Origin of the sequence: Paenibacillus sp. FSL H8-0283 (genome assembly GCF_045040675.1) — a bacterium.
GTDB lineage: Bacteria > Bacillota > Bacilli > Paenibacillales > Paenibacillaceae > Paenibacillus > Paenibacillus amylolyticus.
This window is the reverse complement of the sequence record NZ_CP150295.1, coordinates 463101-478778: the sequence shown is the minus strand read 5'-3', so window position 1 is coordinate 478778 and position 15678 is coordinate 463101. Positions and strand designations below refer to the sequence as shown.

At 45.6% G+C, this 15678-nt stretch carries 15 protein-coding genes; 7 read left to right on the top strand and 8 right to left on the bottom strand.

Annotated features, from left to right (window positions below):
• Positions 1–184: 184 nt before the first annotated feature.
• The 6 genes from MHI52_RS02305 to MHI52_RS02280 all read right to left on the bottom strand — a co-directional run bounded on the left by MHI52_RS02305 (position 185) and on the right by MHI52_RS02280 (position 8471).
• On the bottom strand, positions 185–2401 hold the full coding sequence (locus MHI52_RS02305) for a peptidase domain-containing ABC transporter (RefSeq protein ID WP_405158364.1): 2217 nt from the start codon (positions 2399–2401) through the stop codon (positions 185–187).
• Complete coding sequence (locus MHI52_RS02300) at positions 2394–5585, bottom strand: type 2 lanthipeptide synthetase LanM family protein (protein ID WP_405158363.1); 3192 nt, start codon at positions 5583–5585, stop codon at positions 2394–2396. The genes MHI52_RS02305 and MHI52_RS02300 overlap by 8 nt, the downstream gene beginning before the upstream one ends.
• Entirely contained in the window at positions 5533–5811 is a 279-nt protein-coding gene (locus MHI52_RS02295) for a hypothetical protein (protein WP_405158362.1), read from the bottom strand. The genes MHI52_RS02300 and MHI52_RS02295 overlap by 53 nt, the downstream gene beginning before the upstream one ends.
• A gap of 104 nt (positions 5812–5915) precedes the next feature.
• Positions 5916–6098 carry a type A2 lanthipeptide gene (locus tag MHI52_RS02290; protein ID WP_036616672.1) on the bottom strand — a complete coding sequence of 61 codons (183 nt, stop codon included), beginning with the start codon at positions 6096–6098 and terminating at the stop codon, positions 5916–5918.
• A 277-nt stretch (positions 6099–6375) separates the two neighbouring features.
• On the bottom strand, positions 6376–7758 hold the full coding sequence (locus MHI52_RS02285) for a sensor histidine kinase (protein ID WP_405158361.1): 1383 nt from the start codon (positions 7756–7758) through the stop codon (positions 6376–6378).
• Positions 7758–8471: a response regulator transcription factor gene (locus MHI52_RS02280; protein WP_036616668.1), complete on the bottom strand. Its 714-nt coding sequence runs from the start codon at positions 8469–8471 to the stop codon at positions 7758–7760. The genes MHI52_RS02285 and MHI52_RS02280 overlap by 1 nt, the downstream gene beginning before the upstream one ends.
• Positions 8472–8609: 138 nt before the next feature.
• Here MHI52_RS02280 and MHI52_RS02275 point away from each other — a divergent pair, with 138 nt between their 5' ends.
• Genes MHI52_RS02275 through MHI52_RS02260 form a run of 4 tightly spaced genes read left to right on the top strand, consistent with a single transcriptional unit; the run spans position 8610 to position 11421 of the window.
• Entirely contained in the window at positions 8610–9545 is a 936-nt protein-coding gene (locus MHI52_RS02275; RefSeq protein WP_405158360.1) for an ABC transporter ATP-binding protein, read from the top strand.
• Positions 9545–10294 carry an ABC transporter permease gene (locus MHI52_RS02270; protein WP_036673138.1) on the top strand — a complete coding sequence of 250 codons (750 nt, stop codon included), beginning with the start codon at positions 9545–9547 and terminating at the stop codon, positions 10292–10294. The genes MHI52_RS02275 and MHI52_RS02270 overlap by 1 nt, the downstream gene beginning before the upstream one ends.
• Positions 10295–10306: 12 nt before the next feature.
• The gene (locus MHI52_RS02265) at positions 10307–11038 is read left to right on the top strand and encodes an ABC transporter permease (RefSeq protein ID WP_036673135.1); all 732 of its coding nucleotides are present in this window, start codon (positions 10307–10309) and stop codon (positions 11036–11038) included.
• 29 nt (positions 11039–11067) lie between these two features.
• Positions 11068–11421 carry a YxeA family protein gene (locus MHI52_RS02260; RefSeq protein WP_036616662.1) on the top strand — a complete coding sequence of 118 codons (354 nt, stop codon included), beginning with the start codon at positions 11068–11070 and terminating at the stop codon, positions 11419–11421.
• A gap of 85 nt (positions 11422–11506) precedes the next feature.
• Here MHI52_RS02260 and MHI52_RS02255 read toward each other — a convergent pair whose 3' ends face one another.
• Both MHI52_RS02255 and MHI52_RS02250 read right to left on the bottom strand, forming a co-directional pair.
• Positions 11507–12763: a DUF445 domain-containing protein gene (locus MHI52_RS02255; RefSeq protein ID WP_076253896.1), complete on the bottom strand. Its 1257-nt coding sequence runs from the start codon at positions 12761–12763 to the stop codon at positions 11507–11509.
• A complete protein-coding gene (locus tag MHI52_RS02250; protein WP_256720184.1) occupies positions 12756–12884 on the bottom strand; it encodes a hypothetical protein in 129 nt (42 codons plus the stop codon). Before MHI52_RS02250 ends, MHI52_RS02255 begins: the two co-directional genes overlap by 8 nt.
• Positions 12885–13095: 211 nt before the next feature.
• On the opposite strand from MHI52_RS02250, the gene MHI52_RS02245 reads away from it, so the two are divergent.
• The 3 genes from MHI52_RS02245 to MHI52_RS02235 all read left to right on the top strand — a co-directional run bounded on the left by MHI52_RS02245 (position 13096) and on the right by MHI52_RS02235 (position 15563).
• Positions 13096–13923: an aldo/keto reductase gene (locus MHI52_RS02245; protein ID WP_036616658.1), complete on the top strand. Its 828-nt coding sequence runs from the start codon at positions 13096–13098 to the stop codon at positions 13921–13923.
• 273 nt (positions 13924–14196) lie between these two features.
• Positions 14197–14715, top strand: a complete 519-nt coding sequence (locus MHI52_RS02240; RefSeq protein ID WP_127547996.1) for a sigma-70 family RNA polymerase sigma factor — start codon at positions 14197–14199, stop codon at positions 14713–14715.
• Positions 14712–15563: a hypothetical protein gene (locus tag MHI52_RS02235; RefSeq protein WP_405158359.1), complete on the top strand. Its 852-nt coding sequence runs from the start codon at positions 14712–14714 to the stop codon at positions 15561–15563. Before MHI52_RS02240 ends, MHI52_RS02235 begins: the two co-directional genes overlap by 4 nt.
• Positions 15564–15678 lie beyond the last annotated feature (115 nt).

The following is a 15678-nucleotide window of genomic DNA, read 5'->3' as shown; positions in this document are numbered from 1 at the left end:
TTTATGTATCTTTCTTCCTAATATGATTCATACGCGTGTTCGCGTGTATATTACCCGATTTCCTGAATTTTGCATCAGTTTAGCTTCTCGGATTTTCCATATATAACAAAAAAGCATTCTCTTCAACACATATTGTGTAGAAAAGAAAGCCTTTTGTCTTCCGTCAACATCATCCTTACTAGCCTCATCCATACTGTCTGGCCCCGGTTTCGTCCAGTTGTTCACACACGAGATCATTGTAGGATTTACACCGTCCAATCAATTCATCATGTGTTCCAGCATCCACGAGTACACCCTGATCCAGTACATATATGGTGTCCGCGCTTCGAATGGTACTGAGTCTGTGAGCAATGATAATCTGGGTGCATTTCAACATATTCAGATTATGGGCAATCGTCGCTTCTGTAACAGTATCCAGAGCACTAGTTGCCTCATCCAACAGAAGAACTTTGGGTCTGCTTACCAATGCTCGCGCGAGAGCAACACGTTGCTTCTGCCCTCCAGACAGATTCGAACCCGCTTCAGAGATCAGTGTGTTATACTTCATTGGCATCTTCTCAATATCGTCATGAATATCCGCCAGCTTCGCTGCGAACATTACATCCTCCAGCGTTGAACCCTCTGCATGTAGCCTGATGTTGTCATACACGGTGTTGTTAAACACAAAGTTATCCTGAAGCACGATACTGATCTGGCTGCGAATATCCTGCTGCTCCAGTTCTTCTACAACCACGCCGTCAAAATAGATATTACCCTGTGTGGGCGTATACAGCCCTACCAGCAATTTCGCCAAGGTACTCTTTCCTGAGCCTGATTTTCCAACCAGAGCGACCCTTTGCCCTGCTTTAATCGTAATATTAATATTTTTCAGCACATCTTCCCCGTAATCGGTATACCTGAAACTGACCTGATCAATTGTAATATCCCCATTCAGCTTTACATCTCGGAGGGTCGGTGTTTTCTTCTTGAATTTATTACTTTCCTCGGCTTGAATGACATCATAGATACGATCCAGCAGCGCATCCGCCATCACGAACTCGTTCAGCATCAAAGCAAGCGAGTTCAGCGGCCCCAGAAACAGCGCGGCCAGGGACTGGAATGAAACGAGCATACCAAGTGTCATATTCCCCTGCATAATCTGATATAGTCCCACCAGCAGAATGAGCATCGGAGTCATAAAACTCAGCGTATTCGTCACGGTATTTACTCTTGTCTGAAAAATAGCTTTTTCCTTGACCGTTGCGAGCTGACGCATGAATAGTGCTCTCCATTTTTCCCCGGTACGCTCTTCAATCCCAAGTGATTTGATGGTCGAGATGCCTTCCAACACTTCCGTCATGAATGATCCAGCCAAACTTTGGGCAACAATTTGGGTCTGTGTCAGTTTCTTGAATCTGCTACGTGTGTATACAAAAACAAGAATTTGAACCAGTCCAACACCAAGCAGTGTAAAAGCGATCAAACGGGACTGGATTACAATGTACGTGAAGGTCACAACAATTAAAAATAGATTGATCAGCGTAGAGATCATCTTCTGGGACAAAATCTCTCGAATGGTCGTATTGCTATTAATCCGCAGCATCAAATCCCCGCGCGAACGAATTTCAAAATATTGATAAGGCAGTTTGAGCATATGAGAGACAAAGTTTGTCGTCAGTTGGGAATCCAACAATTCCTGAAGCCGTACGATGCACATATCCTTCATATAACTGAAACCGATCTGAAATAGGGTTAACAGCACAATGCTGGTGATCAGGACAGGAAATAACGAGTAGCCCTCACCGCTAGTGGCCGCATCAATCGAAACCTGCATCAAGAACGGAAAGGCCACCGAAACCAATTGCAGCCCCAGAGCAAGTAGAACGGTCCAACCAAAATATTTTTTGTTACTGCGAATCAAATCCTTGAAGTACGCCACTTTACTAATCTTTTTCTCGGACAAGGGTACAAAGCCCTCATCCGGATATACGAGCAAAAAAATACCTGAATATTTCTCCGCAAACTCCTGCGTACTGATAACCTGCCTTCCCAAAGCCGGATCAACAATAATGAAGTGCCCACTCGTCTTGATCCGCTCAAGCACGACAAAATGATTGTCCTCCCAGAAACAAATGACTGGCAGAAAATCATTGTTAAGTGATTCAACAGGCGCTTTTTTGGCTATCCCTTTCAAGTGATAGGTCTGAGCAACCTCTTTCATTTTGAGCATGGAGCTACCATCCCTGCCGTTTCCCATCATTGCAAAACGTTCCCTCAGATCGGTGAAATCAGCTTCATAGCCATGATATGCGAGTAACATGTGCAAGCAACTGGGACCACAATCATATTGATTCATTTGCAGTTTGACAGGGATTTTGCGTTGTCTCTTCCGGCGCAGACGGAATACAGGCCGTTCAGGCATGATGCTGCCCCATATGGGATGACTGCTCCATAGTAGTCATCTGCTGCTGAGCGGACGCCGTTTCCATAGCGTATGTCTGAGCCATATCCCTTATCCCCTTGCCCTTTGGTCCTTCCATCATCAGTACTGAAGGCAGGTCACGATTGTACAGTCGGAGCAATTGATATCCAATTCCGGCAAGCCCTAGCATCAGTCCTGGGATTTGCTGACGACCCGGAATGCCGCATCTCCAATGATGGTTATCACGTCTCACCTGTGTCACAATGTAATTTGCCATCTGAACCGAGAACTCCTTCAACTCTTCATCCTGCAAGTAATCGGCTGCGAGAAGGAACAGCTCCAGATTGCCCATATCCCCATGGCAGAGCGAATAGCTAACTTCTGTAAACCCTTCTTCCATCGTCTTGGCTAACGCCCTGCGGATATCTGTCTCTATCGTATCCATAGCTCCCAATGACCTCAATTGCTGCGCTATCCCTACGCGGGCGATCCCTAGACCGGGTGCGCCATTACACCAGTACATAACATAGTGTTCTTCCGGCATATTGCCATCGGTGAACCGCAGATCTTTCCAATTGTTTACTTCAGGGCTGTAGAGGGCTTCCTCATACTTCAGTCCTTCCATACAAGTTTTAAGATAGGCTTTGTTGCCTGTAGTACTGTATAGACGAGCCAGACTAAGACAGATACCTGCGTTGCCATGTGCAATACCGCTAAGTGGCGTTTTATTGATCGCTGACGTCACCCAAGCCATACCTTGATCCATCGGCTGGGCAAGATCCAGCAATCGGTCTGCGCATCGCACAGCCACATCCAGCGCTTTTTGCGATTGGAAGCTCGTATACATGTCCACACATGCCATCAATGTGCCCGCACAACCTGAGATCACATCCAATTGCTGATCACTATCAATCATATCGTCCAAGATATCGAGTAATTCCAGCGTATCCGGGTTGATCCCCGGCTCGGAACATACGTTAGCTTTATGCACCAGCAGATAGAGAAGCGACCCGTAGCCAGTGAACAATGAGATGTTTTTGTCGATGTTTTTGCGAATCATTTCCCAGGCAGTCTGAATGCACAGATTAACCATCTGCATATATTTGTGGTCACCTGTCTCCTGACTCAGATACAGATAGAAATAGGCAATACCGGTTACCCCGTTATATAACCCCAACTCGGAAGATTTGTAGATCAGCTTCTCGTCTGCATCCATACCCATACTGATCCATGACACCGAAAGACCTTCATCTCCCATAATAGCAATATCTTTTATGTACTCCCCAATCCTCACGGCTTCTTGCAAATATTCTTCTTTGGTCATGTATATTTGAGTTTCATTCAATATTTCCGGTCGGACGCTTTCCGTGCTTTTCTCCATGGCGAATGAGCGTTCCAGGACATATTTAGTCTGGATTGTACGCTCGGTAAACTCCCATTGCATATCCATGTCTTTGGGATTCATCGCCCGCACTTTATCCGCGGTCTGCGTTAAAATATCGGAGGAAAACACGCCGTCAATCGCTTGGTTGTCGTAGTGGTGGAACAACATTTGCTCACCGATAAACGTCTGGAACATGGGTACATCGCCATGCAATAGATCATGGCACTCATATCTCACCAGTTTTTCACGATCACGATCCTGCCGCACAATCATCCACATCATGTCGAACAACAGATTCTTATCCAACCCGTCTCTGAGATATTTCGGATGGGAACTGGCTTCAATCAGCGTAAAATACGTAACGGTCGGACGAACAATGGTACGTACAGCACAACCATGGAAGTCATTGCGGACTGTTGAGATAAATGACTCCTTTTGCTCCATAATAGCACTGTATATGCGATAGAAACCCTCCTTCAAACTTTGGATATATCGCTCAGGTTTAATGGGTGTATGTTCATATGAAGGCAAATGACTAAATCGACTCACACTCACCTTGCTTCGTTGGATTCTCATGGTATCGGTGTTTTTATAATGAATCTCATACGTATTGAGTACCTGATCCACATCCCCTGCAAGTCCGCTCAGATCACTGTGATACAAAGCGTTGGAATCCAACGTTGGTAACATGCTCGTTTTTAACACGGAATCATTCAATATCGAAAGGGTCTTCTCCAGTGCTGTATAGTGTGCCTTCTCCTCCTCATATTTGAAAGGTTGATTATGCAACAGTGATTCCAGATCGACGAAGAAGGGATGCTCGCCCTGAGCAACAATGTTCTCCATATGCATGTCTGTTGCATTAACGGCATACAAAATAGCGAGATACTGCCCCTGCCGTTCAAAAAAGCGTTCCGCTCCCTCCAGACTGGTGACTTCCTCATAGGGAATGAATTGCTGCCAGCCATATTCGGTGCGATCCAGCGATTTGGCAATACGGAAGGGTAATCCTATTCGCTGATCGTTAAACCATTGCAACAGACTGGCAAAAGCGGTGTCGATGGCCATGTTCCTAGGTTTGTACATGACATTGACCCCTTCGGCAAATGCCAACCGCAATACACTAGCTCCACCGTTATGGGAATCCCCGAGAAATACGATATCCTCCAGCTTATCCAGCTTGAAATCAAAAAAAGATTCCAGTTCACGACGATCTCTTGTCAGCCGCTCCAGAACACGCATCATATTCAGACTGATCCGAAGAGTGTGCTCGACAAGTCCTCGTGCAAGAACAGGATATTCCAGTAGTAAGGAGAGAATCTGATCCCTGGACTGCATGTTCTGGTTCACAAAGTGCAGATACCGCTGCCGGGAATCCTCACCTCTCAATTCATCTTGCAATCTCGCTTTATTTAATTCATAGATTAGTGTCTTGGCAGACATGTGGAACACTTTATCCGAGACGGTCTTCAGAACAAGCCCAGTAACACGTCGTTTGTCCAGCCATTCATATCCATCATTCAAGCCGTCCGTCATGATCTGAATGGATCGTTGCAGGAAGGGTCTAGAAAACTCAAAGAACGGGATTTCTTCCGTATTCCCCTCAATAAAATATTCGATCTCCAAATGCTCATTCTCCAGAAATGTGCTGCAGAGTTCCTGATGCCAAGGCATCTGCACAAAGTCGTACATGAAGCCTGTATCGTTAAACATAGCCTGCACCTGCACCGTCTCCATATTCATGGATTCAGCCCGGAAGCGATTGGACAATAGCTCCTGGTCCTGAAAAAAACTTTTCAAGCCATTTCTGCATCCTTTCCGACTCGGAAGTGTGCTCCACAGGCATGTCCCCATGCTGAACGTCAGCAGTTATTTTTTTTTCATTTATATCAACAGCAATTTCCTCGCTAAATAAGAGATCATTGGGAACTTGGGCAGCATATCGCTGCACAAACTGCTTGTATTTCTCCGTTAAGTAGAGTGCATCACTCCACCGGGAGTCATGTAACCGCTCCTGTATGTTCATCGTTTTATCTCCCCTTCTATTGGATGGTTCGTGCCCAAAACCTCATATAACAAAATCAAGCACATAACTGAAATCAGCTATGTGCCCGAAGATAAGAGTAAAAATTAACAACAAGTCAGCCAAGAAGAAGGTGAAACCGAATTATAATGACATTCATGACTCACCGTACAGAATACACCGCCGCTTGCTTCAACATCAATTACAGATACCGCACCTGTAATGACCATCAGCTCATCATCACTGATGTCCTCGATTGCTCCCAATGCTTCGAGATTGAATTGTTTCATTGAAAAAACCTCCATTCAATTTTTTTTATATGTATAGCTTAAAAAAAGCTAAACACCAAGGTTGAATTCAAGTCTTTACAATCCCAAAATATTTAATTTATGTAATTATTTCCTATATTCATCCTAGCACAATTTGCTATTTTTTTGTAAATCCATTCTTTGGATTTTCGCGTCATTTTGACAAGAAACATTACTTTTACTATGACGATGACAAAATTGCGATAGTTCGTTGTTATATGTATAAAGTTTTAAACACCTGTCCAAGGCAGGTGTTTTTCTAAGTAGCAGGCAACTGCAATACAGCTCTAAACCCTTCCCCACTGTCACTCGTGAGAATAAGCCTTCCCCGATGAGCCTTTGCAATCCTTGATACCATTGGAAGCCCCAAGCCATGTCCCTGGCGGGAGGGCCGTACACGTCCTGCGGCATAAGGGAGTACCACCACATCGTCCAGATACTCTTTTGGAATTCCTATCCCATCATCAGATACCACAAACTCACAACATAAATTCTCCGCTGAACGGCTCGTTTCCAGCACAATTGCACATCCATCCGGGTTATGCCTGATACTGTTATGTATCAGGTTCGTTACTGCACGATACAGTAATCGCTCATCCCCCATAACCTGAAGACTTTCGTCCTGAACATGAAGCGAGATCGGATAACGTTCATCCAGGCCATTGTTCAAAAAATCTGACACGACCTGTCTTGCCAGAACAGAGAGTCGAATCGACTTCAACTGTAAGGGCTGCATCTCATACTCCAGCATGGACACCAAATTCAGATCACTGACCAGTGACCGCAGACGTTCACCCTGGCGACGAATAATGGATGCCTGCTGTTTTTGCTCAGCTGGCAAATCCACTTGCTCTTCCAACTCGCTCGCGTAACCCAGAATCATGGACAATGGCGTCCGTATATCGTGAGAAATGCCTGCGATCCAGTTGGATCGAGCTTCATCTCTCGCTTTAAGAGCATCATCCTTATCCTGAAGCATGCGAGATGTTGAATTGATGCTTTGAGACAGATCATTAAATATACCCTTGGTCTCGACATGAACAGGCTCTTCCTTTGCCAGCGCATGAATGCCATTGATCAACGGTCGAATACTACGGATTACCCGTGTTCCAATTAATACGGAGACTAGAAGAGCAAGAGCCACATTACACACCAATAATAGGATGATCCGAACAGGTAATGACTTAAGCCACTCTGCCAAAAAGTCGAACTGGTATTTTCCGTACGTATTCTTGGGGTAGCCTACGACCAATAATCCGTCGTTACGCTCCCACACATACACTGGGTATTCCATAAGATAATATCGGGAGAACTTCGCAACATCCGTCACGTTATAAGAGCGCGGGATTTCAGCCGGAAGCTGTTCGCTCCACTGTACCTTGCCCTGGGGATCAAGTAGCATAGCCCAAGCCTGATATGTATCCAGCAATTGCATTCCATCGCTGTCCAGCGCATATTCCCCCTGCTCTCCCTTGCTCAGGCCACTAGCCATCTGCTTCACAACCGCACCAGGGGAAGGCCCTTCATGAATTTCCTTGAAGATCAGCGAACCTAGCAGAATCAGATTGAATAGTAATAGCACCACAGATACCAGAATGGTTGATCCGACGAACCTTCTTAAAATTCGAACAACGCCATCCATTACCTAGACTCCTGAACCATCAATTTATAACCAAGTCCCCGTACCGTCAGCAGAAATATCGGTTTGGATGGATCTTCCTCAATCTTCTCCCGGATTCGCCGAACATGCACCATCAGGGTATTCTCATACCCATAACTCTCGTCTCCCCAGACGGCTTGACACAGGGCATCACTGGTTACAATTCGGCCCTGATTCTCATACAACTTGATCAGTATGGCATGCTCCTTAGCTGTCAATGGAAGCTCCCTGTCTGTCCTCTGTACAACAGCGCTCTCCAGATCAATAGTTTGTCCACCCAAACGGAATACAGGCAATCTCTCCACCGTATTGGAGGCATATACCCGCTTCAGAATAGCCATAAGCCGGAGAATCAACTCTCTTGGCAGAAAGGGCTTGACCATATAATCATCTGCTCCAAGCCCCAGACCGAGCAGTCGATCCTCATCTTCACCACGTGCAGACAGGAACAGAACAGGCATGTCCGAGAATGACCGGATCGAAGAGAGCAAAGAGAACCCATCTCCATCCGGAAGCATCACATCCAGAATAGCTGCATCCGGCTTTTCAAGTCTGCATACCGCCAAAGCATTCACGAAGTTACCAGCCGTATAGATCCGGAAAAAACCTTCTTTCCGTAAAAAACGTTCAATCATTTCCCGTATTTCGGGCTCATCATCTACGATCAATATTTTCTTATTCTTCAATAATTCCATTGATATCACCCTTTTTATTATACATCATAAAGGCATTAATCCTATATTTTCCATTTCCATTTAAGGTAATTGTAAGGTTATCTTCAGCTACGAGCAAGAAGCCTGATCTATATTTAGAGCAACAGAGACATTAGTGAAATGGAGTTGAGATCAATGATAAACAGTTCCCCCATCGTGGAAACGCATAACCTGTCTAAATCTTATGGCGGTACTAACCGCGTACATCAGGTCAATCTGGCAGTTGAGACGGGACAGATTTTTGGCTTCCTGGGTCCGAACGGAGCAGGCAAAACAACCACATTAAAAATGCTGTTGGGTTTGATCAAACCTACCGAAGGCACTGTAAAGGTGTTTGGCAAAGATCTGAATAAACATCGCCCTTCCATTCTGAATCAGACAGGTTCACTGATCGAATCTCCATCTTATTACGGCCACTTGACTGGACTTGAGAATATGAAAGTCATGCAGCGACTACGGAACGTACCGAACAAAAATATTGATGAAGCTCTCAAAATTGTTCGACTTGAAAATCAAAAACATAAACAGGCCGATCAGTATTCCCTAGGGATGAAACAAAGACTCGGTATTGCCATGGCCCTGCTTGCCTTCCCAAGCCTGCTTATTCTGGATGAACCTACGAACGGACTTGATCCGTCCGGGATCGGTGAGATCAGGGAATTGATCAAGTCCCTTCCTGGTCAATACGGCATAACAGTCCTGCTATCCAGCCACCTGTTATCAGAGATCGAACAGATTGCTACCTCAGTCGGCATTATCAGTGATGGCAAACTTCTGTTTCAGGGAAGCATGCAGAGTCTTCAGGCCAATAACAAGGCTACCATACGTTTTCAGACGACGGATACGGCAAGAGCAGAGAAAATCCTTTTGACTCAAGGCTACATGCCTACAGTCCAGGGCAAACAACTGGTGTTCGACTACCTTCGTGACGAAGAAGTCTCGCAGATGAATAAAGTGCTGGTACAACACGATATTCCTGTGATTCGTATCGAGGAATACAAGAAAAGTTTGGAAGGTATATTCCTGGATCTGACCGGAAAGGAGCGGAGCCTGTAATGAAAGCTCTATCCCTAGAGTATTTTAAAATCCGCCGCAAAAAGATCTGGGTCATGCTATCTCTTTTTCTAGCCGCTGAGATGATCTGGGCCTCCATGTCCATGAGTATCTCCATCTCCCGAAGTGCAACCAATGCGAGCTGGGAAGCCTTGATCTTCAGCATCGCTTCCATGAACGGTCTGTTTCTGCCCATTATATCGGCTATCGTTGTATCCCGCATCTGTGATATGGAGCATAAGGGGAACACCTGGAAGATGCTAATGACGACCAACACCGGACGTAATCATGTCTACACAGCCAAATACATATGTGCGAACAGCCTGATCCTTTATGGTATCCTTGCGCAAGCTGTGTTCATTGTCGGTTTCGGTTTATCCAAAAATATTTCTGGTCCGCTGCCACTTTCCCTGCTTGTGCAGTTCGCTATAGGCACAATGCTAACTACACTCGCCATCACCGCTCTTCAGCAATGGTTGTCTCTTACAGTACGCAATCAGGCTTTTGCATTATGTCTGGGTATGCTGGGCGGATTCATCGGAACAACATCGGGGTTGTTTCCAGCAGGTGTACGTCACCTTTTCATCTGGTCTTACTACATGGATCTGAATCCAGTCACTTATATTTACAGCGCATCTTCGGGTACCTATGTATCGGGTATGCTGCCTGTCGGTCTTTTCTTAGCCGCCTTGTTGATGGCTGCCATCTTCTATTTTGCAGGGAATATTCATGCTTCAAGACAAGAGATTTGAGGAGGGGAACACATGCTGAGGAGCATTTCCGCAGAATGGCTTAAACTTCGGCATTCCCGGATCAGCCTGGTACTGGCCATTCTGCCTATTATCAGTCTGCTTATCGGATGCTTTAACTTTTATTTCAATCAAGCGGCTTTACAAAACGGGTGGTACAGCCTGTGGACACAGGTCAGTTTGTTTTACGGAGAATTCTTCCTGCCCATCCTGATCGCTATCTGTTGTGCCTTTGTATGCCGCCTGGAACACAGCAATCGCAACTGGAATATGATTCTGGCTTCTCCAGTGTCAGTCACCAGCCTATTTGTTGCCAAGTTGGTCATTGTTGGCATATTGATCTTCTCGGCTCAAGCCTTCTTCATGCTCATGTACTGGGCAGCAGGCAAACTGTTCGTCATTCCGGGTCCGTTCCCGATGGAGACCGTCGTATGGAGCCTGCGAGGATGGTTTGCCTCTATCTCTATTGCTGCACTGCAACTAGGGTTGTCGATCCGGATAAGAAGCTTTGCGACGCCAATTGGCATCAGCCTTTGTGCAGTCTTTCTGGGACTAGGCATGTATGTGCTGAAAATCGGCATGTTATTCCCCTACTCCTTGTTAACTATAGGTATGGGCGTTCTGAGTCAAAAGGGACTGACATCCTCGGAGAATATCGTCTTTCTTTTCATGAACAGTCTCTTTATCCTTCTGTTTGCTACCTGGTCGATCCGCCGCCTGAAATATAAAGACATCGCATCGTCCTAAATTTACCGAGATTAAAGGAGGACAAGAACATGAAAAAAGCATTCACTATTCTCGCATTGGTACTCGTTATTCTGACTTGCCTGTGGCTCTTCTTCATGGACCCTGCTAAATTGACTCCCGATAACCCTGCCGGCAAAACAACCTACTATACCACTGTGAATCAGACTACAGTCAACAAGGATGACAATGGCAGATATGCTTATGAACTGATTGGCTATACAGACGAAGGAAAATCAAAAACACTAAGCTTCTCCACCAGTAAGCTACTCAAAAATGGGGCCTATCTGAAACTATATGTATCCACGCTGCGTGGTGTTACACACTGGGAAGAGGTCACAGCGGACGATCTGCCGGGGCAAGCCAAGCAGTTAACCTCTAAATAGAAAAAAGATGCGTATCTATATCTCCATTGATATTTGCATAACAAAAAGAGCCTTGCCCCATTACTTCAAGGGTGGCTCTTTTAGGTTATGCCAATGCCATCTGCAGCGCAGTCAGCGCAATCCCGATAACAAATCCGGTAACGGCTCCGTTGATCCGAATCCATTGCAGATCCTGTCCAACCTTATCCTCAATCATCGAAACCAAAGTGGCATTGTCCATTTTGTCCACATTTTCGCGTACCAGTTTACCGATTTTGGAATGATTTTTCTCCAGCAGTGTTGTGACGCCATTTACGATCTTGGCATTCATGCCTGTCATCAACTCGTCATCTGCCCGCAGATCAACCAATACCCGCTCAATGGCAGGCAGTGCATACGTATCTACATACTGTCCATCTTCCATCGCGGCGAGCGCCTTGTCTCTCAGGTCGGTGAGTTTGTTCAGCACCGTTTCCTCTGCGTTCCAGCCCTCCAACATATTGTTCTTCCAGCTGTTGATTCCATCTTGCATAGCCTCACTCATTGCCAAACGCACCGTCTGGGTACGTACCATATCAAGCACCTTGTATCTTAGAGCGCTGCCTTCACGTTTCATATCCTCTACCCGATCGAAGAGATATCCTTGTAAAATGCCACCCAGACGCTCCTCGTTCATATAACCCAGGAACGCATTCATCGCAAACTGCATCAATCCGTTCATCTGAATGCCGCTGATGGCTTTCATGCCGCTTTCACCCAAAAACATGATCGTCTCGGGTTTAACCAGCCACTCCTCGGCTTGCTTCAGTCCATAGTCCAGCGCTTTGGCGTCGTAGCCCCGCTCTGTCATCTGGTGGGCAGCCCGTTCCAGAATTGGACCCAGATCAAAGGCGCCCGCTTGTGACTTGATCTCACGTGCCACGAGCGGAGCAATCTGCTCTAACGGCAGACCAGCCAGAATTCGTTTGCAGAGCGTATCAATCATGATCTTGATCCCGTCACTGTGAAGCTCACGGGTCAACGTATCGAGCACCGTTTCTGCTGCTTTGAAATCTGCAATTTTCTCGGTAATGCTGTCTTTGTTGAGCAAGTTATTCTCTACTGCGGAGACCAGACCTTCCGTCATTTTATCGCGATTTTTCGGCAGCAATGCTGTGTGTGGAATGGGAATGCCGAGCGGGTGACGGAATAGTGCGGTAACGGCGAACCAGTCCGCAAGTCCACCCACGAGTCCCGCTTCAAATGATCCTACCAGCAACTTGCCAACCGGAACACCCTGGAACGGCAAGGATGCAGCAAATCCCGCTCCCATCACCACGAGAGACCAGGCAGCTGCTTTTTTGGTTTGTTTAGGTTTAGCCATTGTATTCTTGCTCCTTTATCGTTAATCGTACGGTCCGATCTGTACCCGATTCCGCACTTCTTCGTTTCTTATGTAAATTCTCCATAGCAAAGTCTCGACTTCCATGTTTCGTATACTTCATCTTATCACCCACAAGCGTCAAAACCAAACCTCTGGTTGAAGAAAAAGGATAATAGCGGCGTTTACTTCGTAAAATGGATCGCTCCCTTTTCCAAGACCAGGCAGATTTTAGTATAATCAATCAAGACGGCCCTTCGATATCGATTGGCTGCTGAACAGCAGGGTAATTACATAGTGGAACAATGAATCAATAAGAGGAGGAATTTCGGACCATGAAACACGTGCAGGACACAACCACGCTCTATAACGGAGTCAAAATGCCATGGCTGGGTTTTGGGGTATTCAAAGTTAAAGACGGAGACGAAGTCGTTCATGCTGTCAAAACAGCCATTCAAGCTGGTTATCGCAGCATCGACACAGCCAAAGCGTATAACAACGAAACAGGTGTCGCTCAGGGTATTCGTGAATCTGGAGTAGCTCGTGAGGATCTGTTCATTACCACTAAAGTATGGAATAGTGATCAGGGATATGAATCCACGCTGGCTGCCTTCGAAGCAAGCATGGAACGACTCGAACTGGAGTACCTGGATCTCTATCTTATCCACTGGCCGGTTAAGGGCAAGTACAAAGACACATGGCGAGCGCTGGAGAAACTCCATAAAGAAGGACGCATCCGAGCGATCGGTGTGAGCAACTTCCAGATTCACCATCTGGAAGACTTGATGATCGATGCCACGATCAAACCAGCAGTTAATCAGGTGGAGCTTCACCCACTATTGATTCAGTCAGAGCTTCGTGAGTACTGCAACAAACATCAGATTCAGATCGAAGCCTGGTCTCCGCTCGGACAAGGTCATCTGATGGATCATCCGTTGCTGAAGGATATCGCCGCCAAATACAGCAAGTCCCCCGCACAAGTAATTCTGCGCTGGGATCTGCAGAACGGCATCGTGACCATACCGAAATCCGTTACGCCTGAGCGTATTCACGCGAATGCTGATCTCTATGATTTTGAGTTAACTTCGGAAGAAATAGAGCAGATTAACAGTCTGAACGAGAATAAACGATTTGGTTCTGATCCAGACAACTTTAACTTCTAATATAAGCAAATAAATTCGATTACACCCGCCTTCGATCTTAGAAGAGCGGGTGTTTTGGCATGTGATGTTATAGGCAAATTATTCTATGTTAAGAATTGAGGCGAGGCTCGTTATCCTATTCAGGGCCGAAAGAAAAAAATTTTTTGACCGTTTAGAACTATTTCTTCTCCTCACCAGTCTAACGAGTGTCAAGCGAACTCAAGCACTTCTATAGAATCCAGGCCTGGAACGAGCGGTGACTTGAATATTTAGGTTGATCAGGGGGGATCAGGAGTGATTAGACTGAACCATAAAAAGACAAAAGAAGAACAGTTCAGCGAAAAAATAACAGAGATTCAAAATAAATTATATCGACTGGCATACTGCTATGTTAAAAATGAACAAGAAGCGCTGGATATCGTATCCGAAGCGGTCTATAAAGGGTTCATCGCTTATGGAAAGATGGAGTCCATGACTTATTTTGATTCATGGATGTCACGAATTGTGATTAACACAGCGATAGACCATATTCGACGCAACCAGCGAGTGACCTATATGGAGGATCATGTGCAGGAGTTTGTGGCTCCAGAGCGAGGGGCGTCACTGGAAGAAAAAATGGATCTATATGACGCACTGGACCGGCTTATCCCCGAGGAAAGAGCCTATATTATATTAAAATTCTTTGTGAATCTGCCTTTTCGAGAGATGGCTGAAGTGCTCTCCATACCGGAAAATACAGTTAAATCCAAATTCTATCGTATTATCAGAAAATTAAAATTATATTTGATTGAAGGAGAGGTTGAGAACGTATGACAGGAAAAGATCGTTACGAAGATATTGAAATCCCTGCTCAACTTACTGACGTTATTCATCATGCACAGAAAAGAGCCACTGCTCGCAAGAATTCATCTCGAATGATTCATTATGCCTCAGTCATAGCGGCATGTGCTGCTTTTCTCTTTGTGGTAAACATCCCTTCCGTAGCAAACGCCATGTCCAAAATACCTGTGGTCGGATCTATTGTTCAGGTGTTGCAATTTGGCGATGGAGGCAAAGTTACAGATGGTGTAACTGTGGGATCGGAAGCAACCGAAAATACGCTTAAAATCAATTTTAGTACCGACGAGCAAGATCAGACTAATGATGCACCCCATTATAATGTGGTACACAAAGAAGCACCGAATCGTATCCTCTTCACTTTTAGCGGTGCACGTTACATGGATATAGAGAAAGTCAAAGCCGACTTCATGACCCAGCCTTTAGTGAAAGATGTTTATGGTTCCATGATTTTAGACGACTCTTCCGTCGGATTCGTAGTTGTTTTAAAAGAAGGGGTACAGTATGCCGTAACGGAATTCAAGAACCCTGGATACCTGGAAGTGAAACTGACTTCCGACGGCAAACCGGTCACACCTCGGAAGGTATACTCTCTCCGCACAGAATCAATGCCTTTTGGAGAATCGATGGGTATAATTAAAGAATCCTATCCGGATGAGGACATCTCTTTCCTCAAAACGTCCACTGGTGAGTTTACAGCAGTTATTGGAGAATATCTTACCGCTGAAGAAGCTGAACAGAAGCTCAAAGAACTCGCTCAGCAACCGAATTATCATGAGGAGTTTTATGTGGACAGCTGGATGAGTAACGAGAATCCGAAGTGATTAGTCATTGCCAAAAGTGATGCTTATTCAAAAGGGAATGATCTATCCCTGAACTAGGCATAGACCTCAGCATACTTTATACGCTCAATCCAAAAAAATCCCGATTCGGATGCCC

Excerpts from the sequence above, each read along its gene's own strand:
- MHI52_RS02275 (WP_405158360.1), top strand. The coding sequence starts at position 8,610 with ATGGAGTTGAGATCAATGATAAACAGTTCCCCCATCGTGGAAACGCAT.
- MHI52_RS02245 (WP_036616658.1), top strand. The coding sequence starts at position 13,096 with ATGAAACACGTGCAGGACACAACCACGCTCTATAACGGAGTCAAAATG.
- MHI52_RS02280 (WP_036616668.1), bottom strand. The coding sequence starts at position 8,471 with ATGGAATTATTGAAGAATAAGAAAATATTGATCGTAGATGATGAGCCC.
- MHI52_RS02250 (WP_256720184.1), bottom strand. The coding sequence starts at position 12,884 with ATGAAGTATACGAAACATGGAAGTCGAGACTTTGCTATGGAGAATTTA.
- MHI52_RS02290 (WP_036616672.1), bottom strand. The coding sequence starts at position 6,098 with ATGAAACAATTCAATCTCGAAGCATTGGGAGCAATCGAGGACATCAGT.
- MHI52_RS02260 (WP_036616662.1), top strand. The coding sequence starts at position 11,068 with ATGAAAAAAGCATTCACTATTCTCGCATTGGTACTCGTTATTCTGACT.
- MHI52_RS02265 (WP_036673135.1), top strand. The coding sequence starts at position 10,307 with ATGCTGAGGAGCATTTCCGCAGAATGGCTTAAACTTCGGCATTCCCGG.
- MHI52_RS02255 (WP_076253896.1), bottom strand. The coding sequence starts at position 12,763 with ATGGCTAAACCTAAACAAACCAAAAAAGCAGCTGCCTGGTCTCTCGTG.
- MHI52_RS02270 (WP_036673138.1), top strand. The coding sequence starts at position 9,545 with ATGAAAGCTCTATCCCTAGAGTATTTTAAAATCCGCCGCAAAAAGATC.
- MHI52_RS02235 (WP_405158359.1), top strand. The coding sequence starts at position 14,712 with ATGACAGGAAAAGATCGTTACGAAGATATTGAAATCCCTGCTCAACTT.
- MHI52_RS02305 (WP_405158364.1), bottom strand. The coding sequence starts at position 2,401 with ATGCCTGAACGGCCTGTATTCCGTCTGCGCCGGAAGAGACAACGCAAA.
- MHI52_RS02295 (WP_405158362.1), bottom strand. The coding sequence starts at position 5,811 with ATGAACATACAGGAGCGGTTACATGACTCCCGGTGGAGTGATGCACTC.
- MHI52_RS02285 (WP_405158361.1), bottom strand. The coding sequence starts at position 7,758 with ATGGATGGCGTTGTTCGAATTTTAAGAAGGTTCGTCGGATCAACCATT.